This window comes from Pseudomonas sp. HY2-MNA-CIBAN-0224 (genome assembly GCF_040310285.1).
GTDB lineage: Bacteria > Pseudomonadota > Gammaproteobacteria > Pseudomonadales > Pseudomonadaceae > Aquipseudomonas > Aquipseudomonas helleri.
Genome location: NZ_JBEOPQ010000010.1, coordinates 73,670 through 100,005, shown reverse-complemented (window position 1 = coordinate 100,005; position 26,336 = coordinate 73,670). Strand labels below are relative to the sequence as shown.

The 26,336-nt window shown below is 59.1% G+C and carries 19 protein-coding genes; 13 read left to right on the top strand and 6 right to left on the bottom strand.

Going from position 1 to position 26,336, the window contains the following annotated elements; all coding sequences use genetic code 11:
• Positions 1-26: 26 nt before the first annotated feature.
• Together glgX and AAEZ03_RS07945 are read left to right on the top strand one after the other, a co-directional pair.
• Complete coding sequence (gene glgX / locus AAEZ03_RS07950) at positions 27-2,174, top strand: glycogen debranching protein GlgX (RefSeq protein WP_048368963.1); 2,148 nt, start codon at positions 27-29, stop codon at positions 2,172-2,174.
• 138 nt (positions 2,175-2,312) lie between these two features.
• Positions 2,313-3,113 (top strand): endonuclease/exonuclease/phosphatase family protein, encoded by an 801-nt coding sequence (locus tag AAEZ03_RS07945; RefSeq protein ID WP_350577524.1) that lies wholly within the window; start codon positions 2,313-2,315, stop codon positions 3,111-3,113.
• A gap of 80 nt (positions 3,114-3,193) precedes the next feature.
• Here the strand turns inward: AAEZ03_RS07945 and glgB are convergent, their stop codons facing one another.
• Positions 3,194-5,419 (bottom strand): 1,4-alpha-glucan branching protein GlgB, encoded by a 2,226-nt coding sequence (glgB, locus tag AAEZ03_RS07940; RefSeq protein WP_350577522.1) that lies wholly within the window; start codon positions 5,417-5,419, stop codon positions 3,194-3,196.
• Positions 5,420-5,911: 492 nt separating this feature from the next.
• On the opposite strand from glgB, the gene ccoG reads away from it, so the two are divergent.
• Positions 5,912-7,333, top strand: coding sequence for a cytochrome c oxidase accessory protein CcoG (gene ccoG / locus AAEZ03_RS07935; protein ID WP_350577519.1), 1,422 nt, complete (start codon positions 5,912-5,914; stop codon positions 7,331-7,333).
• Between the two features lie 121 nt (positions 7,334-7,454).
• On the top strand, positions 7,455-8,864 hold the full coding sequence (gene mapR / locus AAEZ03_RS07930) for a GntR family transcriptional regulator MpaR (protein ID WP_350577516.1): 1,410 nt from the start codon (positions 7,455-7,457) through the stop codon (positions 8,862-8,864).
• A 132-nt stretch (positions 8,865-8,996) separates the two neighbouring features.
• Here mapR and AAEZ03_RS07925 read toward each other — a convergent pair whose 3' ends face one another.
• Positions 8,997-9,407: a PA0061/PA0062 family lipoprotein gene (locus AAEZ03_RS07925; protein ID WP_048368958.1), complete on the bottom strand. Its 411-nt coding sequence runs from the start codon at positions 9,405-9,407 to the stop codon at positions 8,997-8,999.
• Between the two features lie 224 nt (positions 9,408-9,631).
• Between AAEZ03_RS07925 and AAEZ03_RS07920 the strand changes: the two genes are divergently transcribed.
• Genes AAEZ03_RS07920 through AAEZ03_RS07910 form a run of 3 tightly spaced genes read left to right on the top strand, consistent with a single transcriptional unit; the run spans position 9,632 to position 15,411 of the window.
• Positions 9,632-12,853 (top strand): efflux RND transporter permease subunit, encoded by a 3,222-nt coding sequence (locus tag AAEZ03_RS07920; RefSeq protein ID WP_262124537.1) that lies wholly within the window; start codon positions 9,632-9,634, stop codon positions 12,851-12,853.
• The gene (locus AAEZ03_RS07915) at positions 12,843-14,009 is read left to right on the top strand and encodes an efflux RND transporter periplasmic adaptor subunit (protein WP_262124538.1); all 1,167 of its coding nucleotides are present in this window, start codon (positions 12,843-12,845) and stop codon (positions 14,007-14,009) included. The genes AAEZ03_RS07920 and AAEZ03_RS07915 overlap by 11 nt, the downstream gene beginning before the upstream one ends.
• Entirely contained in the window at positions 13,993-15,411 is a 1,419-nt protein-coding gene (locus tag AAEZ03_RS07910; RefSeq protein ID WP_350577512.1) for an efflux transporter outer membrane subunit, read from the top strand. The genes AAEZ03_RS07915 and AAEZ03_RS07910 overlap by 17 nt, the downstream gene beginning before the upstream one ends.
• A gap of 74 nt (positions 15,412-15,485) precedes the next feature.
• Here the strand turns inward: AAEZ03_RS07910 and AAEZ03_RS07905 are convergent, their stop codons facing one another.
• Both AAEZ03_RS07905 and AAEZ03_RS07900 read right to left on the bottom strand, forming a co-directional pair.
• Entirely contained in the window at positions 15,486-16,760 is a 1,275-nt protein-coding gene (locus tag AAEZ03_RS07905; protein WP_350577510.1) for a Zn-dependent hydrolase, read from the bottom strand.
• Between the two features lie 30 nt (positions 16,761-16,790).
• Positions 16,791-18,278 carry an NCS1 family nucleobase:cation symporter-1 gene (locus AAEZ03_RS07900; RefSeq protein WP_350577541.1) on the bottom strand — a complete coding sequence of 496 codons (1,488 nt, stop codon included), beginning with the start codon at positions 18,276-18,278 and terminating at the stop codon, positions 16,791-16,793.
• Between the two features lie 593 nt (positions 18,279-18,871).
• Here AAEZ03_RS07900 and hydA point away from each other — a divergent pair.
• From hydA to preA, 3 genes are read left to right on the top strand one after another with little or no spacing between them, the layout of a single operon-like run.
• The gene (gene hydA / locus AAEZ03_RS07895; protein WP_262124542.1) at positions 18,872-20,311 is read left to right on the top strand and encodes a dihydropyrimidinase; all 1,440 of its coding nucleotides are present in this window, start codon (positions 18,872-18,874) and stop codon (positions 20,309-20,311) included.
• Positions 20,312-20,368: 57 nt separating this feature from the next.
• Positions 20,369-21,736, top strand: coding sequence for an NAD(P)-dependent oxidoreductase (locus AAEZ03_RS07890; protein ID WP_350577508.1), 1,368 nt, complete (start codon positions 20,369-20,371; stop codon positions 21,734-21,736).
• Entirely contained in the window at positions 21,737-23,011 is a 1,275-nt protein-coding gene (preA, locus tag AAEZ03_RS07885) for an NAD-dependent dihydropyrimidine dehydrogenase subunit PreA (protein WP_350577505.1), read from the top strand.
• A gap of 131 nt (positions 23,012-23,142) precedes the next feature.
• Here preA and AAEZ03_RS07880 read toward each other — a convergent pair whose 3' ends face one another.
• Positions 23,143-23,763 carry a TetR/AcrR family transcriptional regulator gene (locus AAEZ03_RS07880; RefSeq protein ID WP_048368946.1) on the bottom strand — a complete coding sequence of 207 codons (621 nt, stop codon included), beginning with the start codon at positions 23,761-23,763 and terminating at the stop codon, positions 23,143-23,145.
• A gap of 308 nt (positions 23,764-24,071) precedes the next feature.
• On the opposite strand from AAEZ03_RS07880, the gene AAEZ03_RS07875 reads away from it, so the two are divergent.
• A complete protein-coding gene (locus tag AAEZ03_RS07875; protein WP_227024851.1) occupies positions 24,072-24,356 on the top strand; it encodes a LuxR C-terminal-related transcriptional regulator in 285 nt (94 codons plus the stop codon).
• Between the two features lie 190 nt (positions 24,357-24,546).
• Here the strand turns inward: AAEZ03_RS07875 and AAEZ03_RS07870 are convergent, their stop codons facing one another.
• Positions 24,547-24,903 carry a hypothetical protein gene (locus AAEZ03_RS07870; protein ID WP_123752153.1) on the bottom strand — a complete coding sequence of 119 codons (357 nt, stop codon included), beginning with the start codon at positions 24,901-24,903 and terminating at the stop codon, positions 24,547-24,549.
• A 252-nt stretch (positions 24,904-25,155) separates the two neighbouring features.
• Between AAEZ03_RS07870 and csrA the strand changes: the two genes are divergently transcribed.
• Together csrA and AAEZ03_RS07860 are read left to right on the top strand one after the other, a co-directional pair.
• Entirely contained in the window at positions 25,156-25,350 is a 195-nt protein-coding gene (csrA, locus tag AAEZ03_RS07865) for a carbon storage regulator CsrA (RefSeq protein WP_048368943.1), read from the top strand.
• Between the two features lie 281 nt (positions 25,351-25,631).
• On the top strand, positions 25,632-26,168 hold the full coding sequence (locus AAEZ03_RS07860; RefSeq protein WP_048368942.1) for a DUF1269 domain-containing protein: 537 nt from the start codon (positions 25,632-25,634) through the stop codon (positions 26,166-26,168).
• The last annotated feature ends 168 nt before the right edge of the window (positions 26,169-26,336 follow it).

Sequence of the window (26,336 nt, the reverse complement as noted above, 5' to 3'; positions counted from 1 at the left end):
GTACCGGCACTTATCAAGGAGCGACCATGAGCACGAGCACGTCAGCAGCACCGCAGCCCTCACGCATTCGAGAAGGTCTGCCCTTCCCGCTGGGGGCAACCTGGGATGGACTGGGGGTCAATTTCGCGCTGTTTTCCGCCAACGCCACCAAGGTTGAACTGTGTCTGTTCGACGCTGCGGGTGAAGTCGAACTGGAACGCATCGAACTGCCCGAATACACCGACGAAACCTTCCATGGCTACCTGCCCGATGCACACCCGGGGCAGGTCTACGGCTATCGCGTGTACGGCCCGTACGATCCCGAAAACGGCCACCGTTTCAACCACCATAAATTGCTCATCGACCCCTATGCCAAGCAATTGGTGGGCGAACTCAAATGGTCCGAGGCGCTGTTTGGCTACACCATTGGCCACCCGGATGCCGACCTGAGTTTTGACGAGCGCGACAGCGCCCCTTTTGTGCCCAAGTGCAAAGTCATCGACCCGGCCCACACCTGGGGCCATGACCACCGCATCAGCGTGCCGTGGGAACGCACGATCTTTTACGAAACCCATGTGCGCGGGATCAGCATGCGCCACCCGGCGGTGCCCGAGGCGGTGCGCGGGACCTTTGCCGGGCTGATGGTCGATGAGGTGATCAAGCACATTCGCAACCTGGGCGTGACCAGTGTCGAGCTGCTGCCGATCCACGGCTTCGTCAATGATCAGCACCTGCTGCAAAAAGGCATGACCAACTACTGGGGCTACAACACCCTGAGCTTTTTCGCGCCCGACCCGCGCTACCTGGCCAGCGGCAAAATTGCCGAGTTCAAGGAAATGGTCGCGCACCTGCATGAGGCCGGGCTGGAAGTGATTCTGGACGTGGTTTACAACCACACCGCTGAGGGCAATGAACAAGGCCCGACCCTGTCCATGCGCGGCATCGACAACGCCTCCTATTACCGGCTGATGCCCGATGAAAAGCGCTTCTACATCAACGATTCGGGCACCGGCAACACCCTCGATCTGAGCCACCCGTGCGTCTTGCAGATGGTCACCGACTCGCTGCGCTACTGGGCCGGGGAGATGCACGTCGATGGCTTCCGGTTCGATCTGGCGACCATTCTGGGCCGCTATCACGATGGTTTTGATGAACGCCACAGCTTTCTGGTGGCCTGTCGCCAGGACCCGCTGCTGCGTCAGGTCAAACTGATTGCCGAGCCTTGGGACTGCGGCCCCGGTGGCTATCAGGTCGGCGGCTTCCCGCCCGGCTGGGCTGAGTGGAATGACCGCTTTCGCGACAATGTGCGGGCGTTCTGGAAAGGCGATGAAGGGCAACTGGCCGAGTTTGCCGGGCGCATGACCGCCTCCGCCGACCTTTTCAACCGACGCGGGCGCCGCCCTTATACGTCCGTCAACTTTATTACCGCCCACGACGGCTTCACCCTTAACGATCTGGTGTCGTACAACGACAAGCACAACGAAGCCAACGACGAAAACAACCAGGACGGCAGCAATAACAACCTGTCATGGAACCACGGTGTCGAAGGTCCCACCGACGACCCCGAGATCAACGCGCTGCGCCAGCGTCAGATGCGCAACTTCATGGCCACTTTGTTGCTGGCCCAGGGCACGCCCATGCTGGTGGCCGGTGACGAGTTCGCCCGCACCCAGCACGGCAACAACAATGCGTATTGCCAGGACAGCGAAATCGGCTGGGTCAACTGGGAACTGGACGAGCCCGCCAAAACGCTGCTGTCCTTTGTCAAACGCCTGATCAAGCTGCGCCTGCACTACCCGATCTTGCGCCGCGGGGTGTTCCTGGTGGGTCATAGCAGCGAACAGCCCGGGGTCAAGGACGTCACCTGGCTCACCCCGGCGGGTAATGAGATGACCACCCAAGACTGGGAAGACGCGCAAAACCGTTGCCTGGGCATGCTGCTCGATGGCCGCACACAAATCTCCGGCGTACAGAAATCCGGGGCCGATGCCACCTTGCTGATCATCGTCAATGCGGGCCACGACACCCTCGACTTCAACTTGCCCGAAGTCGACCATGGGAGCAGTTGGGTGTGCAAGCTCGACACCACCGATCCAGAACTCAAAAGCTCGCCCGCCCTGGCATTCAACACGCCCTACAGCGTGACCGGCCGCTCATTGGTGCTGCTGGAACTGCAACACGCCAAGGCGTCTTAAAAACCGTCAGCCACGCCCGTGCCAGACACGTGCGTGGCTAATTACGCAAAGCTTGATAAACATCAGTCACGTCCCCATTCCTTAAGCTATAACCTGTGATTGACATGCGGCATGCCGCCTAAAAGGACAGGAGCGACCATGACCATTGATGTAGTCGGCAACACTCGGGCGCCCATAGCCTCGGTACCCGAGCCTGCCGTGCACCGAATCAAAGTACTGACCGTCAACACCCACAAGGGCTTCACCGCGTTCAACCGCCGCTTCATCCTGCCTGAGCTGCGTGAAGCGGTGCGCAGTACGTCGGCCGACCTGGTGTTTTTGCAAGAAGTGCTCGGTGAGCATGAGAAACATGCCTCGCGCTATGAAGAGTGGCCAAAAACCTCGCAATACGAATTCCTCGCCGACAGCATGTGGACTGATTTTGCCTACGGCCGCAATGCGGTGTACCCGAACGGGCATCACGGCAATGCACTGCTGTCCAAATACCCGATCAAATCGTCGCGCAACCTCGACGTTTCAATCACCGGCCCTGAGCGGCGCGGCTTGCTGCATTGTGTGCTGGACGTACCGGGGCATGAAAACGTGCATGCGATCTGCGTGCATTTGAGCTTGCTCGAAAGCCATCGTCAGCTACAAATCGTATTGCTTCACCAACTGCTCAAGTCCTTGCCGCCCCATGAGCCGGTGATCATTGCCGGAGATTTCAATGACTGGAAGCTGCAAGGCAATGCCGCCCTCGCGCAGCGTGATGACCTGCATGAAGTGTTTGAACGCCATCACGGCCAATTGGCCAAGACCTACCCGGCGCGCTGGCCTTTGTTAAGGCTTGACCGGATTTACCTGCGCAATGCCACCGGGCATGAACCCGTCATTCTGGGCAACAAGCCCTGGACGCACCTGTCGGATCATTTGCCGCTGGCGGTTGAAGTGCATTTGTAAACCGGGACCTACCCTCGCGATCTTTTAACGATCAAAAGATCGCGAGGCAAGCTCGCTCCTACAGAGGGCAACGCGAGTTTTTACTCAGCCCGCAGTATCAACACCCCCAACGGCGGCAGGTTCAGGGCCAATGACACTTCCTGGCCGTGGCTCGGTTGCGGGTCTGTGTTCACGCCGCCGCCATTGCCGTAGTTGGACCCCGAGTAGACCCCGGCGTCGCTGTTGATGATCTCGTGCCAGGTCCCGGCCTCGGGTACGCCCACGCGGTAGGCTTCACGGGGTACGGGGGTGAAGTTGGCGACGACCAGTACCGGCTTGCCGGCTTTGCTCCAGCGCAACCACGCGTAGACGCTGTTGGTCGCATCGTCACCAATCAACCATTGAAACCCTTGCGGCACGACGTCCTGCTCATGCAGCGCCGGTTCTTCGCGGTACAGCTGGTTGAGGTCACTGACCAGTTTCTGCACACCCCGGTGTTCAGGGTATTGCAGCAAGTACCAGTCCAGTTGCTGATCATGGTTCCACTCGCGCCACTGGCCGAACTCGCAGCCCATAAACAGCAGTTTTTTGCCCGGATGCGCCCACATAAAGCTCAAGTAAGCCCGCAGGTTGGCGAATTTTTGCCAGCGGTCGCCGGGCATTTTGTCGATCAATGAGTGCTTGCCGTGTACCACTTCGTCGTGGGAAATCGGCAGGATGAAGTGCTCGTGCCAGGCGTACACCAGGCCAAAGCTCAACTCGTTGTGGTGGTGGGCGCGGTATACCGGGTCTTGCTGGATGTAATGCAGCGAGTCATGCATCCAGCCCATGTTCCATTTGTACGAGAAGCCCAGGCCGCCCTGCTCGGTCCCTTGGGTAACGCCGGGCCAGGCCGTTGACTCTTCGGCAATGACCAGCGCGCCGGGGACTTCCAGCGCGACCACATCGTTGAGGTGCCGCAAAAAGTCGATCGCTTCGAGGTTTTCCCGGCCGCCGTGAATATTCGGAACCCACTCGCCGGCCTTGCGCGAATAGTCGCGGTACAGCATCGAGGCCACCGCATCGACCCGCAAACCGTCAACGTGATAGTGCTTGAGCCAGTGCAAGGCCGAAGCAAGCATAAAACCGTGCACTTCCGTGCGGCCCAGGTTGTAGATCAAGGTGTTCCAGTCTTGATGGAAGCCTTCTCGCGGGTCGGCATATTCATACAGCGCGGTGCCGTCAAACTGCGCCAGGCCGTGGGTGTCATTGGGGAAGTGCGCGGGCACCCAATCCAGAATCACCCCGATCCCGGCCACGTGGCAGGCATTCACAAAAGCACCGAAGTCTTCTGGCGAGCCGTATCGGGCGCTGGGGGCGAACTGCGACAGCGGCTGATAACCCCACGACCCGCCAAACGGATGCTCCATGATCGGCATCAGTTCAATATGGGTAAAACCCAGCTGCTGCACGTAAGGGATCAAGCACTCGGCCAACTCGCGCCAGTTGTACTGGCGCGACACATCCCCCACGTCATCGACTTCACATTGCCACGAGCCCACGTGCAGCTCATAAATAGACAACGCAGCATCAGTACGCTGATGCTGCGCACGGGCGTGCATCCAGTCACCGTCCTGCCAGTCAATGTTCAAGGGCGCCGCCACGATGGACGCGGTGAGCGGCGGCAATTGAGTCTGCAGCGCCATGGGATCGGCCTTTAACGGCAGAATCCCTTGCGCCCCCAGTATTTCGTACTTGTACGCTTCACCGGCCAGCAAACGTGGCACAAACAGCTCCCACACCCCGCTCGGATGGCGCAAGCGCATCGGGTGACGGCGTCCGTCCCAGCCGTTGAAATCACCGACCACCGACACCCGCCGCGCATTCGGCGCCCACACCGCGAAACGCACGCCTGGCACCCCGTCAACGTGGGTCAACTGCGCCCCCAGGCAATGGCTCAAATCACGATGATTGCCTTCTGCGAACAAATACAGATCCATCTCACCCAGCAGCGGGCCAAAACTGTAGGGATCTTCGCTGATTTGCTGAACATCGCCCCAATCGACCTGCAACAGATACGCCTGCGCCTGCACAAAATGCCCCACAAACAAGCCTGGGGTTTGAGCCTGCTCAAGACTGCCCAGCAGCGCTTGCCCCTCGCGCGCCAGCACCTGAACATTCACCGCTCCAGGCAGAAACGCCCGAATTAACTGACCCCCCTTGCCATCCGCATGCGGGCCCAAGACTGAAAACGGGTCCGGGTGCTCGGCCCGGACCAGTGCTTGAATGTCCGCAATCTCGGGTAACAGCGCGTCCTTACCCCCACCTGCCTGCCCACTCGAACTCATGCTGCTCTCCGTACGCTAAAGGTTACGCATGACGCTGCATGCCGCTGAACCATCCCCTGAGCTGTACCTACAACTCGCAGTCAGTTCCTAGCCTAGTCGTGGTTGGCGTATCTGTATCGCCCGGCGCTCGACCTGCGTTGGATAACACCTCGCGCCAGCGGTGTCATGGCAAAACACTTGCAACTCTTATACCCATACTGCGTGCAGGGTTACGAGCGCAGCGCCAGGGTTAAAGTTCAAACCACTGGGCGGAGCCTGAAGCCCATGCCGTTGATCGGTGGCTTCAGTGCACGTGATCAAGATCAGTTCATCTGACAAGCGCCATGCCCGTACACGTCATGCAAATCGCGACCTGACCCAGCTGAGGTAGAGTGTCGCAGCCTGCAAAAAAACCTCTCTGATCTGCTTTTTAATCAGCCAGCTGAGCCTGTTATGCAAACAGTTTGCGAGGGATAGTGCCTTGGCCTGATGGAGGCTGATGAGCGAAAGACCATGAGCAGACACATTCCCGTGCACAGACTTGACCCTGTTGCAGCGTCGCCTGGCCGCGCTGCACCGAGAAAAAACAAGCCTGCCGACGCACAGATCCACACCCGCAGTTTTACCGGGCTGTTCCGTTCGATTCGAATCGCTGGCAGCGGCTTTTTGTTTTTACTGTTTTTCGGCACGGTCTGGTTGCATTGGGATGGCCGTCAGGCGGTACTTTGGGACCTGTCCGAGAGCAAGTTCCATATTTTCGGCGCGACGTTCTGGCCGCAGGATTTCATCTTGCTGTCGGCGCTGCTGATCATCGCGGCCTTTGGCCTGTTTGCGATCACGGTGTTTGCGGGCCGGGTGTGGTGCGGCTACACCTGCCCGCAAAGCATCTGGACCTGGCTGTTTATGTGGTGTGAAAAAGTCACTGAAGGCGATCGGAACCAACGCATCAAACTGCAGGCCGCGCCCTGGCGCATCAACAAGATTGCCCGGCGCACGGCCAAACACGCGTTGTGGCTGGCGATCAGTGTGATGACCGCGCTGACCTTCGTCGGCTATTTCACCCCCATCCGGCCGCTGGCCGCCGAGTTGCTGACCCTGGAAATAGCCGGCATCAGTTTGTTCTGGGTGGTGTTTTTTAGCGGTGCCACCTACCTCAGCGCAGGCTGGCTGCGTGAAGCGGTGTGCATGCACATGTGCCCGTATGCACGTTTTCAGAGCGTGATGTTTGACAAAGACACCTTGGCGATTGCCTATGACGCCAGCCGTGGCGAGAGCCGTGGCCCGCGCAAACGCGGGGTTGAACCGGCGCAGGCCGGGCTCGGCGATTGCATTGATTGCACGATGTGCGTGCAAGTGTGCCCGACCGGGATCGACATCCGGGACGGCTTGCAGATGGAGTGCATTGGCTGCGCCGCCTGTGTCGATGCCTGTGATTCGGTCATGGACAAAATGGGTTATGCCCGCGGCCTGGTGCGCTACACCTCTGAACATGAATTGCAGGGCGGCAAAACCCACCTGCTGCGGCCCCGGCTGATTGGCTACGCTGCGGTGCTGGTGGTCATGATCGGCGCATTGGTCATTGCCTTGAACCAACGTTCGATGGTGTCACTGGATGTCATCAAGGACCGGGGCCTGTTCCGCGAGAACAGCCTGAGCCAGATCGAGAACATTTACAGCCTCAAGATCATTAACAAAACCCAGCAGCCACAGCACTACCGGGTGGCGCTGCAACAGGGCGATGACTTCCAGTTAAACGGCAAGACCGAGCTGACCCTGGCCCCCGGCGAAATTGCTGAAGTGCCCGTGTCTGTCGCGTTACTGGCCGAACCACCGAAAAGCAGTTCGCAAACCCTTGAGTTTGTGGTCACCGACACCGCAGACCCCGGTGTGCGCAGCGTGGCCCAAAGCCGGTTTGTTGCACCGATAAATCGTTAAATCACACATTCTCCTGTGGGAGCGGGCTTGCTCGCGATAGCATCGACCGGCCATACCGGCAAACCGCGTCGTTAACATCGCGAGCAAGCCCGCTCCCACAGGATTAGCTGAGCTTTAGTTCATGAAACGCTACGAAAAATTTGCTGACGATATTGCTGAACTGATCCGTTCCGGGGTGCTCGGCCCCGGCCAGCGCGTGCCCTCGGTGCGCTATGCCAGCCAGACCTACGGCGTGAGCCCGTCTACGGTATTCCAGGCCTACTACCTGCTCGAACGCCGTGGACTGATTCGCGCCAAGCCGCGCTCGGGGTATTTCGTCAACACCCATGCACCCAGCCCGTTTTCCGAGCCGGAAGTCAGCAGCCACCCCACCGAGTCCACCCAGGTCGATGTGAGTGATTTGGTGTTCTCGGTGCTGGACTCCATCAAAGACCCGCACACCGTACCGTTCGGCTCGGCCTTCCCCAGCCCGATGTTGTTTCCGCTGCAACGCCTGGCCCGCTCCATGGCCACCGCCAGCCGCGAAATGGATCCACGTATGGTGGTCACCGACATGTCGCCGGGCAACCCGCAATTACGTCGCCAGATCGCCCTGCGTTATATGGTCGGCGGCCTGATGCTGCCCATGGAGGAATTGCTGATCACCAACGGCGCGCTGGAAGCCTTGAACTTGTGCCTGCAAGCGGTGACCGAACCCGGCGACCTGGTGGCCATTGAAGCCCCGGCCTTTTACGCCTGCCTGCAAGTGCTGGAGCGGCTCAAGCTCAAGGCCGTGGAAATCCCCGTGCACCCGCGTGACGGCATGGACCTCGACGCACTGGCCCATACCCTCGAACGGCACCCCATCAAAGCCGTTTGGAGCATGACCAGTTTTCAAAACCCGATTGGCGCGACCATGCCCGAAGCCAAAAAGCAGGTGCTGGTCGAACTGTTGCGCGAGCATCAAGTGCCGCTGATTGAAGACGATGTGTACGCCGAGCTGTACTTCGGCCAGCACGCGCCGAAACCGGCCAAAGCCTTTGATACCGAAGGGCTGGTGATGCATTGCGGTTCGTTCGCGAAAAGCCTGGCGCCGGGTTATCGGGTTGGCTGGGTGGCCGCCGGGCGATTTGCGCAGAAGGTCGAACGGCTGAAACTGATGACCTCGCTGTGCCCGTCGATGCCCGCCCAAGCGGCGATTGCCGATTACTTGCAGCACGGCGGCTACGACCGTCACCTGCGGCGCCTGCGCGATGCTCTGGAAGACCAGCAAAGCGCGATGCTGGCAGCGATTGCGCGGTATTTCCCGGCGCAGACCCGGGTCAGCAAACCGGCGGGCGGGTACTTTTTGTGGCTTGAACTGCCTGAGCAGATGGACTCGCTCAAGCTGTTCCAGATGGCCCTGGCTCAAGGCATCAGCATTGCGCCGGGGCCGATCTTCTCGGCGACCCAGCGCTTTAGAAACTGCATCCGCCTGAACTACGGCAGCCCGTGGGATGAGACCACTGAAAAGGCCATGGAAACCTTGGGCAAGATCGTTCGTTCTTTTTAAAGCCCCCTTAAAACCAACTGTGGGAGCGGGCTTGCTCGCGATTAGAACAACGCGTTTCAATCTTCAAGCGCGTCGATTCTATCGCGAGCAAGCCCGCTCCCACATGGTTCCGCACCCGCGGGGGGGGGGGGATTAGCCCGGCATGCAGTTGAAGTCGGCGGTGTGGGCCACTTCTTTACCGCTTGCATCCACCAAAGTGGCGCTTACGTGAGTGCCAAGGCTCGACTCAACCAGCTTGTAGCGCTCGCCCGCCTTGAAGTTCTGGTAGTTGACATTGCCCTGGCAATCCACCTCGTTTTCATCACCGGTGGCGCCTTCATATAAGGTCACGTCCAGCTTGTGGGCGCCCGGGGTGACTTCAAAGTAGCGGCCATCATTGATGTTCTTGCCGTCTACGCGCTCGGCCATCAGGTCGCTGTTACCTTCTTCCTGCAAACCAATCCAGGCCTCACCCGGATCTTGCTTTGGCATGGGGCCGGCACACGCTGTCAGCAGCAGGGCCAGGCTCAGGGTCGGGATAAGCAGCAGTGGTTTAAGGTTCATTACGGTATGCCTCACACAGGGAACCAAAGAGTGCGACTGGCCGAGAGTCAACCCGTCGAGTGGTTCCAAGCTTGGCCCCGTAAACCGCTCTGGCCCAATGAATCTAGGTGAAGGGAGTTTAAGGACTTTACTAACGCAACCTTCATGTTGGTGAAAGCTGAAAGTTAAGGTGTGACGGTAAGACTGCCCGTGTTTGCAATTTTCACTCCTTCGGAGGTTCAGGCATGCTCGGGCTGGTAAAGACCGCACTGCACAAGCCCTACACGTTTATCGTGTTGGCGATTTTTATCTGCATCATCGGGCCTCTCGCGGCTTTGCGCACCCCGACGGATGTGTTCCCTGACATCGGTATCCCCGTGGTTGCCGTGGTGTGGCAATACACAGGGCTGGCGCCTGCCGACATGGCAGGTCGAGTTATTTACACCTACGAACGGTCATTGAGTACCACCGTTAACGATATCGAACACATCGAGTCTCAATCTTTACCCGGCATGGGCATTGTGAAGATCTTCTTCCAGCCGGGCGTCGATATCCGCACGGCCAACGCGCAAGTGACCGCCGTGTCACAAACCGTGCTCAAGCAGATGCCGCCAGGCATTACCCCGCCGCTGATTCTTAACTACAGCGCCTCGACGGTGCCGATCCTGCAACTGGCGTTTTCCAGCCCGACGCTCTCAGAAGCGAAAATTCGCGACCTGGTGCAGAACAACATTCGCTTGCCCCTGAGCGCCCTGCCCGGCCTGGCCATGCCAACGCCCATGGGCGGCAAGCAGCGCCAAATCACCCTTGACCTCGACCCCCAGGCCCTTGCGGCCAAAGGCCTGTCGGCGCAAGACGTGGGCAATGCGCTGGCCGCGCAGAACCAGATCATTCCGGTGGGCACGGCCAAGCTCGGCACTTACGAATACACCGTGATGCTGAACAACAGCCCAACGGCGATTGATGAACTCAACGATTTGCCCATCAAGACCGTTGACGGTGCGCTGATCACCATTGGCCAAGTGGCCCACGTGCGGGATGGTTCGCCGCCGCAAACCAACATCGTGCGAGTCGACGGCCATCGCGCCGTGCTCATGCCCGCACTGAAGAACGGCAATATCTCGACCCTGTCGATTGTCGACGGGATTCGCGGGATGCTGCCGCGCATCAATGAAACCTTGCCACCCTCACTGAAAACTTCATTGCTGGGCGACGCTTCGGTGTTCGTTAAACAGTCAGTGGGCAGCGTGGCGCAGGAAGGGATCATTGCCGCCCTGCTCACCAGCGCCATGATTCTGCTGTTCCTCGGCAGCTGGCGTTCGACCCTGATCATTGCCGTCTCGATCCCCTTGGCCGTGCTCTCGGCGATTGCCCTGCTGGCCGCCACCGGGCAAACCCTGAACGTGATGACGCTCGGAGGGCTGGCACTGGCGGTGGGGATATTGGTCGACGATGCGACGGTGACCATCGAGAACATCAACTGGCACCTTGAGCAAGGCAAGACGGTGCGCAAGGCGATTCTCGATGGTGCCAAACAGATCGTTGGCCCGGCGTTTGTCTCGCTGCTGTGTATCTGCATCGTGTTTGTGCCGATGTTCATGTTGCAAGGGATTGCCGGCTACCTGTTCCGCCCCATGGCACTCTCGGTGATTTTTGCGATGGGCAGTTCGTTCATCCTGTCGCGGACCCTGGTGCCCACCCTGGCGATGTTCCTGCTCAAGCCACACAACCCGGAGCAAGGCCCCGGGCATCACCCGGAAGATGGTTTTATCAACCATCACGAGGGCGATCAGCCGACCCGGACACACTCGGCGCCAGTGCGTGCGTTGCTGAACTTCCAGCAAGGTTTTGAACGGCGCTTCTCGGCCGTGCGCGATGCGTACTACGGCGTGCTGGAACTGGCGCTGGCCAATCGCAAACGCTTTTTGCTCGGTTTCATGGCCTGTGTGCTGGCGTCCTTTGTCTTGCTCCCGACCCTGGGCCAGGACTTCTTCCCGGCGACTGATGCCGGGGCGCTGGCCTTGCACGTGCGCTTGCCATTGGGGACGCGGATCGAGGAAAGCGCCGCGGCGTTTGACCATATCGAATCGCGCATTCGCGAGATCATCCCGGCTGATCAACTGGACACCATCATCGATAACATCGGCATCCCGTTGAGCGGTATCGACATGGCGTACAGCAGCAGCGGCACCATTGGCCCGCAGGATGGCGATATCCAGGTCACCCTCAAAGCCAATCACGGCCCGACCGCCGAGTATGTCAAACGCCTGCGCGAGGCCCTGCCCGAGAGTTTCCCCGGCAGCCAGTTCGCCTTCATGCCCGCCGACATCAGCAGCCAGATCCTCAACTTCGGTGCTCCGGCGCCGCTGGACGTGAAGATTTCCGGGCGTGACGACGCGGCCAACCGGGCCTACGCCCTGGAACTGCAACGGCGCCTGCAACATGTACCGGGCATTGCCGACCTGCGCATCCAGCAGTCCGTGGGTTACCCGTCACTGCAAGTCAAGGTCGACCGTCTGCGGGCCAATGGCCTGGGCATCACCGAACGCGACGTGACCAACAGCATGGTGGCCTCGCTGGCCGGCAGCTCGCAGGTGGCACCGACGTTCTGGCTCAACCCGCAAAACGGCGTGTCATATGGCGTGGTGGCCGCAACCCCGCAGTATCGCCTCGACAGCTTGCCAACCCTGGAAGCCTTGCCGGTGACCGGCAGCAATGGTCAGTCAGCGATCCTCGGCGGGCTGGCAACCATCAGCCGCGTAGACAGCCCGGCGGTGGTCACGCACTACAACATCCAGCCCACCCTGGATCTGTACGCCAACATTCAGGGCCGCGATCTGGGCTCGGTGGCAGCGGATGTACAAAAGGTCATCGACGGTGCGTCGGACCTGCGCCCCAAAGGCGCGATCATCTCCCTGCACGGTCAGATCGACGCGCTGCATGAGGCGTTCAGCGGCCTGAGTTTTGGTCTGCTGGGTGCGGTGGTGCTGATCTACCTTTTGATCGTGGTCAACTTCCAGTCCTGGCTTGACCCGTTTGTGATCATCACCGCCCTGCCCGCGGCCCTGGCCGGGATCGTGTGGATGCTGTTCCTCAGCGGCACCTCGCTGTCGGTCCCGGCCTTGACCGGTGCGATCTTGTGCATGGGCGTGGCCACCGCCAACTCGATCCTGGTGGTGAGCTTCTGTCGAGAGCGCCTGGCCGTTCACGGCGATGCCCTCAAGGCTGCACTTGAAGCGGGCTACACCCGTTTCCGCCCGGTGTGCATGACCGCCCTGGCGATGATGATCGGGATGCTGCCGCTGGCCATCTCGGAAGAACAGAACGCCCCGCTAGGACGCGCCGTGATTGGTGGTCTGATGCTGGCAACCGTCGCCACCCTGCTGTTCGTGCCCGTGGTATTCAGCCTGGTGCACGGCCGTGAAAAAAATCGCGCTGCTGCTGGAGAAACTACCCATGTCGTCTGATCAAAAACCTTCGCGCAAGCGCCTGATGCTGCTGGGCATCGGCGGCCTGACACTGGCCGCGCTGCTGGTCGCCAATGGCCTCGCCGCGCGCAGCCGGCATGAGCAGGCGGTGGTCGGTTGGACCGAAGCCGCCGCCCTGCCCGTGGTCAGCGTGTTCCAGCCTTTGCAAAACGCCCACGGCGACACTCTGCGCCTGCCCGCGCATCTGGAAGCCTGGAGCAAAGCGCCGATTCACGCCCGGGTGAACGGTTACCTGAAAAGCTGGACCAGCGACATCGGCAGCAAGGTCAAGGCCGGTCAGGTATTGGCGGTGATTGACAGCCCCGATCTTGACCAGCAATTGGCACAGGCTCACGCACATATGCTGCAAGAGCAGTCCAACGCCAAGCTCGCGGCGACCACCGCGACGCGCTGGCAAAACTTGGTGGACAGCCATTCGGTATCGCGTCAGGAAGCCGACGAGAAACTGTCCAATGCCGCTGCGGCGAAAGCCAACGCGCAGGCCGCCGAAGCGGACTACGCGCGGTTGGCTTCGCTGGAAGACTACAAGACCATCCGCGCGCCCTTCGCCGGGACCATCACCGCGCGCAACACCGACATCGGCCAACTGGTGAAGGCCGACACCGACAGCGATCCGGAACTGTTCGACATCGCCGACACCCATCAACTGCGCCTTTACGTGCCGGTGCCGCAAAACTATGCCAGCGTGATTCGCCCCAACATGCAGGTGCAACTCAATGTGCCTGAGCATCCGGGGCAAACCTTCAGCGCCACGCTGGTCGGCAACTCGACCTCGATTGACCGGCGCTCCGGCACCCTGACCGCACAGTTTGTGGTGCAAAACCCCAACGACGCCCTGCTGCCCGGCGACTACGCCGAAGCGGTCCTGTCGATTCCGGCAGATACCCATGGCGTCAGCATTCCGGCCAGTGCGTTGATCTTTCGCGCCCAGGGCACCCAGGTGGCCGTGTTGGACACCGCGCAACACGTGCACTTGCAGGACATTCATATCGGCATGGACCTGGGCGACAAACTGGTGATCGACCAGGGCCTGAAACCCACTGACACCGTCATCGATAACCCGCCTGATTCTTTGCGTGACGGCGACTCGGTCAAACTTGCCGATGCGGGAGCCCCTCATGTCGCCAAAACTTAAACGCAGCGCCTTGCTCCTGGCACTCGCGCTGCAAGGTTGCTCATTGGCCCCGACGTACAAACCGCCGCTGCTGGACCTGCCGCAGCACTACCGCGAACAGACCAGTGATGGCCCGTGGCACAGTGCGCAGCCGGGCGACAGCGTGTCGCCACAGTGGTGGCGCGCCTATCAGGATGAGCGCTTGAACGACCTGCAACAGCGCTTGCTCAGCGCCAACCCGGACCTTGCTGCGGCCCTCGCGCACTTCGATTCGGCGCAGGCGTATGCCAGCCAGTTGCATGCCGGGCTGTTCCCGCAAATCACCGCCAGCGAGCAAACCTTGCGCCAGCGCCAATCGGAAAACCGACCGTTGCGCGGCAGCACCCAACCTTCGGTGTACAACAGCAACACCGCAGGCTTTGCGCTGAGTTTCGACCTGGACCTGTGGGGCAAAATCCGCAACCAGGTCGCCGCCGGTGACGCACAGGTTCAGGCCTCGGCCGATGACCTGGCGGTGGCACGCTTGAGCTTGCAGAAGCAACTGACCGGCCTTTACGTTCAACTCGATGGCCTGGATGCGCAAAGCCGCATCCTGTCCAAGTCGCTGGACGATTACCGCCAGGCCCTGGACCTGACCAAGGCACGCTATCAAGGGCAAATTGCCTCGGAGATGGACCTGACCCGTGCACAGAACCAATTGGCCCAGGCCGAAGCCCAACTGGACGATGTGCGCGGTCAACGCAACCTGACCGAGCACGCCATTGGCGAACTGGTGGGCGTGCCCGCCAGTCAATTCCAGCTGGCCGCGCGCAGCGACACCTTAAACCTGCCGCAGCCACCGCAAGCCCTGCCCAGCACCCTGCTGCAACGGCGCCCCGATATCGCCGCGGCCGAGCGTCGGGTATTTGCCGCCAACGCGCAAATAGGCGTGGCCAAGGCCGCCTGGTACCCCGACTTCAGCCTGACCGGCCTGTTTGGCGGGCAGACTCAGGGCTACGGCAACCTGTTGGCGGCGGGCAACCACTTCTGGGCGCTGGGCCCGCTGGTCAGCTTGCCGATTTTTGACGGCGGCAGGCTCGACGCCCAAGAGCGTCAGGCCAAGGCCGAGTTCGAAGAAGCCTCTGCCCACTACCGCAGTCAAGTGCTGCGCGCCGTTCGCGAAGTCGAAGACAACCTGGCGCAATTGCGTGACCTGCAACAGGAAAACCTCGACGAACAAGCCGCAGCCAATGCGGCGCAACACACCCAGACCCTGGCCACCAACAGCTATGAAGCAGGCGCCGTGAGCTATCTGGATGTAGTGACCGCGCAAACCGCTGCCTTGCAGGCCGAACGCCAGGTACAAGCCCTGCGCACCCGGCAGTTGCAAGCCAGTGTCGGGCTATTGACCGCGTTGGGGGGTGGTTGGGAGGGGCAGCAGTAGATCAAAAACCTTGCTCGCGATCTTTTTAAAAATCAAAAGATCGCGAGCAAGCTCGCTCCTACAAGGGATAGGCGTTAGTGCTGGGCAGCTACAGTTTCGGAGGCTGCCAGCATGGCTTTGAGCAGCACCGCGCAACCCGCCGCCAGGTCTTTGGGGTCGGCGTTTTCGATTTCGTTGTGGCTGATGCCGCCTTCACACGGCACGAATATCATGCCCGCCGGGCCCAGTTCGGCGAGGAAGATCGCGTCGTGCCCTGCTCCACTGACGATGTCCATGTGGTTTAAGCCAAGCTCGCTCGCCGCGTTGCGCACCGCGTTGACGCAATCGGGGTTGAAGTACAGCGGCGGGAAATCAGCCGTCGGGGTGAGTTCAAAACTCAAACCGTGCTTGGCGCACGTCGCCTCAATCACGTCGCGAACTTCGCTGATCATCGAATCCAGCCGTTCCGGCTGCAGGTGACGAAAGTCCAGGGTCATGCGCACTTCACCGGGGATGACGTTGCGTGAGCCGGGGTACGCTTGCAGGCAGCCCACGGTGCCGCAGGCATGGGGCTGGTGGCCCAGGGCAGCTTTGTTGACCGCCGCGACCACGGCCGCCGCGCCGACCAGCGCGTCTTTGCGCAAATGCATGGGGGTTGGCCCGGCATGGGCTTCGACGCCGCGCAGGTTGAGGTCAAACCATTTTTGACCCAGCGCCCCGAGCACCACACCGATGGTTTTGCGTTCGTCTTCCAGAATTGGCCCCTGCTCGATGTGCGCTTCAAAATAAGCCCCTACCGGATGCCCGCTGACCTTGCGGCTGCCTGCATAGCCAATGGCGTTCAGTGCTTCACCAACAGTCACGCCTTGGGCATCGGTTTTGGCGAGGGTTTCTTCCAGGGTGAATTTTTCGGCAAACACCCCCGAGCCCATCATGCACGGGGCAAAGCGCGAACCTTCTTCGTTGGTCCATACCACCACTTCAATCGGCGCTTGTGTCTGGATGTTCAGGTCATTGAGGGTACGCAGCACTTCGACCCCGGCCAGCACGCCGAAACAGCCATCAAACTTGCCGCCCGTAGGTTGGGTGTCGATGTGGCTGCCGGTCATCACTGGCGGCAGGTCAGGATAAAGCCCCGGTCGGCGGGCAAAGATATTGCCCACGGCGTCGACGCTGATGGTGCAACCGGCGTCTTCGCACCAGCGTACAAAGATGTCCCTGGCCTGACGGTCGAGGTCGGTCAGGGCCAGGCGGCACACGCCGCCTTTGACCGTGGCGCCCAGCTTGGCCAATTCCATCAGTGACGCCCACAGGCGTTCACCGTTGATCGACTGGGTGGCTTGCTGCTGAAGGGGATGTGCTGCGTTCATATTGTTATTCCTCAGGCCGTTTTTATTGGGTCAGAGCGTGCTTTTGGCAACCGCGGTTTGCGGGCTGCTCAGGCGGCACAAGCCGTAGTAAATTGCGGCACCGAGCAGCGACCCGGTGAACCAGCCGTAGTCATAAAACCAGCTGAAAGCGCTGCTGCCCAACGACATAAGGGTCAAGACCACCGGCACGCCGAAGGCGATAAAACCGTTCCAGTTCCAGGCCGGGTACACGCCGTCGCGGTAGAGCCCGGCGAGGTCGAGTTTTTGCTGACGGATGATGAAATAGTCGACCACCATGATCCCGGCAATCGGCCCCAGCAGGCTGGAGTAGCCCAGTAACCAGTTGGAATACACGGTTTCGAGGCTGACATCCGAGACCAGCAAACCGAGTTTTTTCAGCAGTTCATGGGCCATCAGCGCCAGCCCCACCAGCCCGGTCAAAATCACCGCCGTGGTGCGGTTGATCAGCTTGGGCGCGATGTTCTGGAAGTCATTGGTCGGGGAAACGATGTTGGCGGCGGTGTTGGTCGACAAGGTGGCGATGATGATCAACGCCATGGCCAGCGCGACCCAGCCGGGGCTTTGAATATGGCCGATCAGGCTGACGGGGTCAGAGACGGTCACGCCCACCAGTTTCTGCGAGGCGGCAGTCATGATCACACCCAGCGCGGCGAACAGAAACATGGTCAGCGGCAGGCCAAATATCTGCCCCAGAATCTGGTCTTTCTGGCTTTTGGCATAGCGACTGAAGTCGGGAATATTCAGCGACAAGGTAGCCCAAAAACCCACCATCGCCGTCAGCCCGGCAAAAAAGTAGCCATACGCGCTGGCCCCTTCAGGACGTTTCGGCGGCTGGGCCAACAGTTCGGTCATCGACACATTCGGTAAGGCCCACACCAGCAGGCCCAGCCCTACCAGCACCAACAACGGCGCAGACAGGGTCTCAAGCCATTTGATCGACTCGGCTCCGCGTAGTACTACCCACAGGTTGAGTGCCCAGAACAGCATGAAACCGATGACTTCACCGATGCCCCCCAGGCTTTTCCAGCCTTCGAACACCGATCCCAGAAACAAGTGGATGGCCAGGCCACCGAACAGGGTCTGGATCCCGAACCAGCCACAGGCCACCAGTGCCCGGATCAGGCACGGGACGTTGGACCCGAGGATGCCGAACGAGGACCGCAACAGCACCGGAAAGGGAATGCCGTATTTGGTGCCGGCAAAAGCGTTGAGCGTCAGCGGGATCAGCACCACGATATTGGCCAGCAAAATCGCCAGCAGCGCCTCACCGACGGACAGCCCGAAGTAAGCGGTCAATACGCCGCCCAGGGTGTAAGTCGGCACACAAATTGACATGCCCACCCACAGCGCGGTGATGTGCCATTTATTCCAGGTGCGTTCATGCACACGGGTGGGGGCAATGTCGTGGTTGTACCGGGGGCTATCGAGAACTTCAGGCCCGGCTTCCAATTCGTACAAACCATTGCGTTCGGTGACTTGGGATCTGCTCGGTTGCATGCTCATTCACTCTCTTTTTTATGGTGATTAACCCTGCGCACGGACGCAGGGCGATTCTCTGTGCACTTACCTGCGAACCTTGGCGGCGAGGTAATGGCAGCGACAATCAAAAACTGTGCCGTGTTAATTATTGTGTTCACGGACAGTTGTGTTCACACCTTACAACTCGCTGGTTTATAAGCACTTTCAAACCGCACACAACACGCCGATAAACCCTTATCAAGAATAGTTTGCATTGCCGGATAGAACTAAACGAAACATATCGGTGCACGCTTATTTATTTTTGTTTGACTCTGGCTGTTCTCCGAAGACTTCAAGCGCCTGATTTAGCATAAGAAACTTCACCTATATTTAATTCCTGTCAAGTGCGCCGAAATGGTGAAAGCGCGCACCAATTTGGTGATTTAAAGATTAAACCTATATAAATCAACAAATTAAGTAACACATACATACTTGAAAATAATGTTTGCTCATTCCTCAACAACCCACTAGATTTTATTCCTGTCACCAGTGACAGGAATAAAAACCTGTACTACGGTCGTAATAACAACATTAGAACCGGCCTCAGCCGGTCTGCCTGCGAGGAACTTGGTATGTCGCTGTTAATCCGTGGCGCTACGCTTGTGACCCATGATGAAAGTTACCGTGCTGATGTTTATTGCGCAGACGGTCTAATCCGCGCAATTGGCACTGATCTTGAAGTTCCGCCCAGTTGTGAAGTGCTGGATGGCAGTGGCCAATATTTACTCCCCGGCGGTATCGATCCCCACACGCATATGCAGTTACCGTTTATGGGCACTGTTGCCAGTGAAGACTTTTTCAGTGGTACGGCGGCAGGTCTGGCAGGCGGGACAACGTCGATTATTGACTTTGTCATTCCCAACCCTCAGCAGTCGTTGCTGGAGGCCTTTCACCAGTGGCGCGGCTGGGCTGAGAAGTCCGCGTCGGACTACGGTTTCCATGTCGCCATCACGTGGTGGAGCGAGCAGGTCCGCGAAGAAATGGCCGAGCTGGTGAGCCATCACGGTATCAACAGTTTCAAACATTTCATGGCCTACAAAAACGCGATCATGGCCGCCGATGACACCTTGGTCGCCAGCTTTGAACGCTGCCTGGAACTGGGCGCGGTGCCCACCGTGCACGCAGAAAACGGCGAACTGGTGTATCACTTGCAACGCAAGCTGCTGGCACAGGGCATCACCGGCCCGGAAGCCCACCCGCTGTCGCGGCCTTCGCAAGTTGAGGGCGAAGCCGCCAGCCGGGCCATTCGCATCGCGCAAACCATTGGCACGCCGTTGTACCTGGTGCACGTCTCGACCCGTGAAGCGCTGGACGAAATCACCTATGCCCGCAGCCAGGGCCAGCCGGTGTACGGCGAGGTGCTGGCCGGGCACTTGCTGCTCGATGACAGCGTGTATCAAAACCCCGACTGGCAAACCGCCGCGGGCTATGTGATGAGCCCGCCCTTCCGTCCCCAGGGCCACCAACAAGCGCTGTGGCACGGTCTGCAATCCGGCAATTTGCACACCACCGCCACCGACCATTGCTGTTTCTGTGCCGAGCAAAAGGCCGTCGGGCGTGACGACTTCAGCAAAATCCCTAACGGCACGGCGGGTATCGAAGACCGCATGGCCGTGCTCTGGGATGAAGGCGTGAACACCGGGCGCTTGTCGATGCAGGAGTTCGTGGCGCTGACCTCGACCAACACCGCGAAAATTTTCAACCTGTACCCGCGCAAAGGCGCAATCCGCGTGGGTGCCGATGCCGATCTGGTGCTGTGGGACCCGCAAGGCACGCGCACCATTTCCGCTAAAACCCACCACCAACAGGTCGACTTCAACATATTCGAAGGCAAGACCGTGCGCGGCGTGCCCAGCCACACCATCAGCCAGGGCCGGGTGGTCTGGGCCGATGGCGATTTGCGGGCCGAACGCGGCGCCGGGCGTTATATCGAACGCCCGGCCTACCCCGCCGTGTACGACCTGTTGAAAAAGCGCGCCGAGCATCACCAGCCCGTTGCTGTTAAGCGCTGAGTACACCACCACTGCCCGTCAGAGGCAGACGCTTCCCACAACCGTGAGGCAATTCCTGTGATCAAGTCCCTGAATCATCTACCGCACCCCCACGAAAATGCGCTGGTGCTGGCCAGTCACTTCACTGATCTGGCGCCACCGCTCAGCGCCCGTCAGGCTGAACTGGAAAGCTCGCGTTGCCTGTATTGCTACGACGCACCGTGTGTAAATGCGTGCCCAAGCGACATCGACATTCCGTCTTTTATTCGCAATATCCAGCAGGAAAACGTTCAAGGCGCTGCGCAGAAAATCCTTTCGGCCAACATTCTCGGCGGCAGTTGCGCCCGCGTATGCCCCACCGAAGTGCTGTGCCAGCAAGCGTGTGTGCGCAATAACGCGCAGGAATGTGCGCCGGTATTGATCGGCTTGTTGCAGCGCTATGCGATTGATAATGCGCAATTCAACGAGTACCCGTTCACCCGCGCCGCCTCAACCGGCAAGCGCATTGCCGTGGTCGGCGCGGGCCCGGCCGGACTGGCCTGCGCCCATCGGCTGGCCCTGCAAGGGCACGAGGTGGTGATTTTCGAAGCCCGGGAAAAATCCGGCGGTCTCAATGAATACGGCATCGCCAAATACAAGCTGGTGGATGATTTCGCTCAGCGTGAAGTGGATTTTGTCTTGCAGATCGGTGGCATCGAAGTTCGCCACGGCCAGCGCTTGGGCGACAACCTGAGCCTGAGCGACCTGCACCAACAATTTGATTCGGTATTTCTGGCCATCGGCCTGGCCGCCAGTCGGCAGCTCGGTCTGGCCCACGAAGAGGCACCCGGTGTATTGGCTGCCACTGACTACATTCGCGAGCTGCGCCAAAGCGACGACCTGACCCAACTGCCACTGGCCGAACGTTGCATCGTGTTGGGCGCGGGCAATACCGCTATCGACATGGCCGTACAAATGGCCCGTCTGGGCGCCCGCGAGGTGAACCTGGTGTATCGCCGTGGTCAGGAAGACATGGGTGCGACCGGCCATGAGCAAGACATCGCCAAGGCCAATCAGGTGCGCCTGATGACCTGGGCCCAACCCGATGAGGTGTTGCTCGACGATCAGGGCCAAGTTCGCGGCATGCGCTTTGCCCGCACCCGCCTTGCAGACGGTCGCCTGGTGAAAACCGGCGAAACCTTTGAGCTGGCCGCCGATGCGGTATTCAAGGCCATCGGCCAAACCTTTGACGAAGCCACCCTGAGTGACCCGCTGGCCCATTCACTCCAGCGCACAGGCGATCGGATCACCGTGGATGAGCACCTGCGCACCAGCATCCCCGGCGTGTATGCCGGTGGCGATTGCACCTCGCTGGGCCAGGACCTGACCGTGCAAGCGGTGCAACACGGCAAGCTGGCCGCGCAAGCCATTCATGCCCAACTCATGCTCACTCAGGAGGCTGCGTAAATGGCCGATCTCTCGATTAACTTCGCCGGTATCAAAGCCCCCAATCCCTTTTGGCTGGCCTCTGCGCCGCCGACCGACAAAGCCTATAACGTGGTCCGCGCCTATGAGGCAGGCTGGGGCGGCGTTGTCTGGAAAACCCTGGGCGAAGACCCGGCGGCGGTCAATGTATCCTCACGCTATTCGGCGCACTTCGGGCCTAACCGTGAAGTCATGGGCATCAACAATATCGAGCTGATTACCGACCGCTCGCTGGAAATCAACCTGCGTGAAATCACTCAGGTCAAGAAAGACTGGCCAGACCGCGCACTGATTGTGTCGCTGATGGTGCCGTGTGAGGAGCAAGCCTGGAAGTACATCCTGCCGCTGGTTGAAGCCACGGGCGCCGATGGTATCGAGCTGAACTTTGGATGCCCACACGGCATGCCGGAACGCGGCATGGGCGCGGCCGTTGGCCAAGTGCCGGAGTACGTGGAAATGGTCACGCGCTGGTGCAAGACGTACTGCTCGCTGCCGGTGATCGTCAAACTGACGCCAAACATCACCGATATCCGCCTCAGCGCCCGGGCGGCCCATCGCGGCGGTGCCGATGCGGTGTCGTTGATCAACACTATTAACTCGATCACCAGTGTCGACCTTGATCGCATGGTCGCCCTGCCTGTGGTGGGCAGCCAGAGTACCCACGGGGGGTATTGCGGTTCGGCCGTCAAGCCGATCGCGCTGAACATGGCGGCCGAAATTGCCCGCGACCCACAGACCCAAGGCTTGCCGATCTGTGGGATTGGCGGCATTGGCAGTTGGCGCGATGCTGCGGAATTTATCGCCCTGGGCTGTGGCGCCGTGCAAGTGTGCACCGCGGCCATGCTCCACGGGTTTAGGATTGTTGATGAGATGAAAGACGGTTTATCGCGCTGGATGGACAGCCAAGGCTATTCGAGCCTGGAGGACTTTTCGGGTAGGGCCGTGGGCAATACCACTGACTGGAAATATCTGGATATAAACTACCAAGTCATCGCCAAGATCGACCAAGAAGCATGCATTGGCTGTGGTCGTTGCCACATCGCCTGCGAAGACACTTCGCACCAGGCCATTTCCAGCCAGAAACTGGCCGACGGGACCCACCGCTATGAAGTGATTGATGATGAGTGCGTAGGGTGCAACCTGTGCCAGATCACTTGCCCGGTGGACGACTGTATCGAGATGGTGCCGCAAAACACCGGCAAACCTTTCTTGGACTGGAACCACGACCCGCGTAATCCGTACCACGTGGCTTCTTGACCCTCTGTGGGAGCGGGCTTGCTCGCGATTGAATCAATACCGCAGACGATTGCTAACCGAGTCGTCTGCATCGCGGGCAAGCCCGACTCCCACAGGTTAGGTACGGGTAGTTATCACATGGGGCGACGCTGTCACGGCTCCAGCCCGATACCGCGCAGGATGATGCTGGTGACACTGTGGATGGCGCGCTCGAACTGGATGTCACTCAACGGTTGATGCTCGTTGATGATGTTCACTTGGTGATCGAAGTCTGCGTAGTGCTGGGTTGAAGCCCAGATCATGAACAACACGCTGGACGGCTCTACCGGCAATATCCGTTTGTCTGCCACCCACTGGCGGATTTTGGCTTCTTTCATTTTTGCCCAATCATAGAGACTCGCATCCAGCGTGAGCCCCAACGTGGGCGCGCCATGGATGATTTCGTCTGCCCAGACTTTCGAGCCGTAGGGCCGCGTACGCGAGTGGGTCATCTTGGCGCGAATGTAACTGCTGAGAACCAGGCGCGGGTCATCATAGGTTTCAAAACACAGCGCATCTTGTTTCCACACTTCCAGCAAACCCAGCAAAACCGCGTTATACAGCTCGGTTTTGGTACTGAAGTAATAGTGCAAGTTGGAACGAGGCAGCTCAACTTCAGCGGCAATATCCGCCATGGCGGTGCCCGCAAAGCCTTTTTCGGCAAAGACCTTCTCGGCTCCGAGAAGGATTTTTTCGACATTGCTGCGACGAATTTCGATCTTGTGATTGCTCATAGCGTGCGGCCCTTGTCGTCACGGTTCGTCGATATGTGTCCAGATAAAACTTGCGCCATCTGCTCGTTGCAAGCAAGGGCTAAGGCTGGTTTGAGGGGCCAGTCAGGGGGCGAAGCAATGCGGTGCCTCGCCTGCCAGTCCGAGATCAGAAATGTGTTCAGACTGTTATTTTTGACAGGTTCCAAACACCGCAGAACGGTTTATAAATAAGCCCATAGCAAGGAAAAGTCCTACGGGAAATTCCTCTCGCACAGAGAGAGATTTCCTACAACCCGCTTACGTTTTTTGATCTATGGGAGTGTCTTGCCATGCATCAGCCTCAATCAGCGACCAGTGGACAATCAGCACATCTGCAGCCTAACGCCCAGACCAAAGAGCATGCTCTGAGCGCTATCAAACTCACCCCCAAAGAAAAGGAAGTGCTCGCTTGGGGGGCTCAGGGCAAAACCTCCTGGGAGATTGCGCTGATCCTCAAATGCACGGAGTCGGGGGTCAATTTTCATTTCAGCAATATTCGTCTTAAGTTCGGCGTTTCAACCCGTAGCGCTGCATTGATCAAAGCAACGGCCCTGGGGCTTGTCACACCTTTCTAAACGCTGAACAACTCGCATGTCCAGATTGCCGACGACACGCGCTTAATGTGCGTGTAATCAGGGCATCGTATTGCTGTAATCCTGCTCTCGCTTGGACCGGTAGCGCCGGACACGCTTAAAAAACAGGTGCCGACATTCGCGTAGTGCCCGTTGGGCACTACGCTTGAATCCATGGCTGACAGGTAGTCGATCAAGGCGAAGGCGGCAGCTCTATCACGTCGGTTTCAATGCCTTCGAGCTTGGGTTTGAGCTTGATCTGTTCTTGCACTTCCCGGGCTTGAGCCTCGGTCGCATAAGGGCCGATCAAGAAATGTTGCACACCGTCTTTTTCGAGAATGTAGGGAACAAAGCCATTATCCAGCAGCCTGCCAGTGGTATCCGTAATCGTCGCTCTCTGCCCTTCAGTGAGCTCCAGCGCCCAGTGAGCAACAGGCACCTGGACCACCGCAGAGTGAGAAGCCGCTTTAGCCTGCTCGATTTTATCGTTAGACTCCTGACCGCAAGCCGTCAAGGCCAATATTGCTGTCATCACGATGACTTTACGCACTGCGTTTCCCCTATCTGTATGAGTGGGTCGATTTTATCACTGGGGCAGTGGCCTTTGCTCTCCTTGAACAAATCAAATCCGCCCTTATTTAAGCTTCATAGGCATGAGCTTCCCTCGTTTGGGGAATTTTACCTCTGGCTATGACGTCTGTAATGAGCGGCGCATTTATATGCACTTAGCAGTATTCTGTAGCCATGACCGAAGCCGCACCGTCTCAGAGACGTGCCTTACAAAGCCATCAAGGAGAAAAAAATGCTGATACTCACCCGTAAAGTTGGTGAAAGCATAAACATCGGTGACGATATTACGATCACTATTTTAGGAGTCAGCGGGCAGCAGGTCAGAATCGGCATAAACGCGCCGAAAGACGTCGCAGTACACCGCGAAGAAATTTATCAACGCATCCAGGCAGGTCTGAATGCATCGGACAAAGGCAACCAGTCTTAATTCTCCGAGGTATCAGCCCTTGGAGTGAGTGTCAGGGCTGCCTAGCCAGCCCTCCACGATTGAAACCATCCCCGTTTTTTCTGCAATCATGCCCCCTGATTGCTGGCAGTGATGCGCTGCTGACTTGACATATCCAGGTTTGCGACCACGCTCTCTCCTCGCAGAAGACTCAAATTCTCTGAATAACTGCGGCCACGATGCCCCTGCATCATGGCGACTGAGCGACTCCTTCTAACATCAGCCCCTCTGGGCTGGACCTGTATTGCCAAGGAATGAAAGACATGTCCGATCTAATCGTAGTGGGATTTTCAGACACCCAAACCGCCGACCGCGCGCTCACCGAGCTGGTGTCGTTGAGCAAAGAATATCTGGTTGAGCTCGAAGACTCGGTCATTGTTACGCGCAACGGTGAAGGCAAGCTCCACGTCAAACAAAGCGTCAACCTGACCGCCATTGGCGCCACCTCGGGCCTGGTCACTGGCGGGCTCTGGGGCGCACTGGTTGGCCTGCTGTTTCTCAACCCGCTGGCCGGTTTTGCCATTGGCGGCGCCCTGGGCGCTGGCGCCGGTGCATTGTCTGGCTCGTTGAGCGATTACGGGATCGACGACAAGTTCATCAAGAACCTGGGCGAAACCATCCCGAACAACTCTTCGGCGCTGTTTGTGCTGTTGCGCAAATACCAACCGGAGAGAGTGCTGGAAGAACTGCAAAAAGCAGGCTTCGAGGGCAAAGTTCTGCGCACCTCGTTGTCCCCTGAGCAAGAGAAAAAACTTCAGGAAGCCCTGTCCCATCATGTGCAGGCCCAACCGGCTGCCTGATCGTTAAAAACGGCACCACCGTATTGACGATTCGACTGCCCCTGCCGGGCAGTCGAAACCCTGAATCTGCGCATCCATGCCTGTAAATCCCCGCTTAAAACCGTGCCCAGGCCCTACCGTTGACCACCCCTTGCAGACACCGCAATTGCTCAGAGACCACAGCTAAAG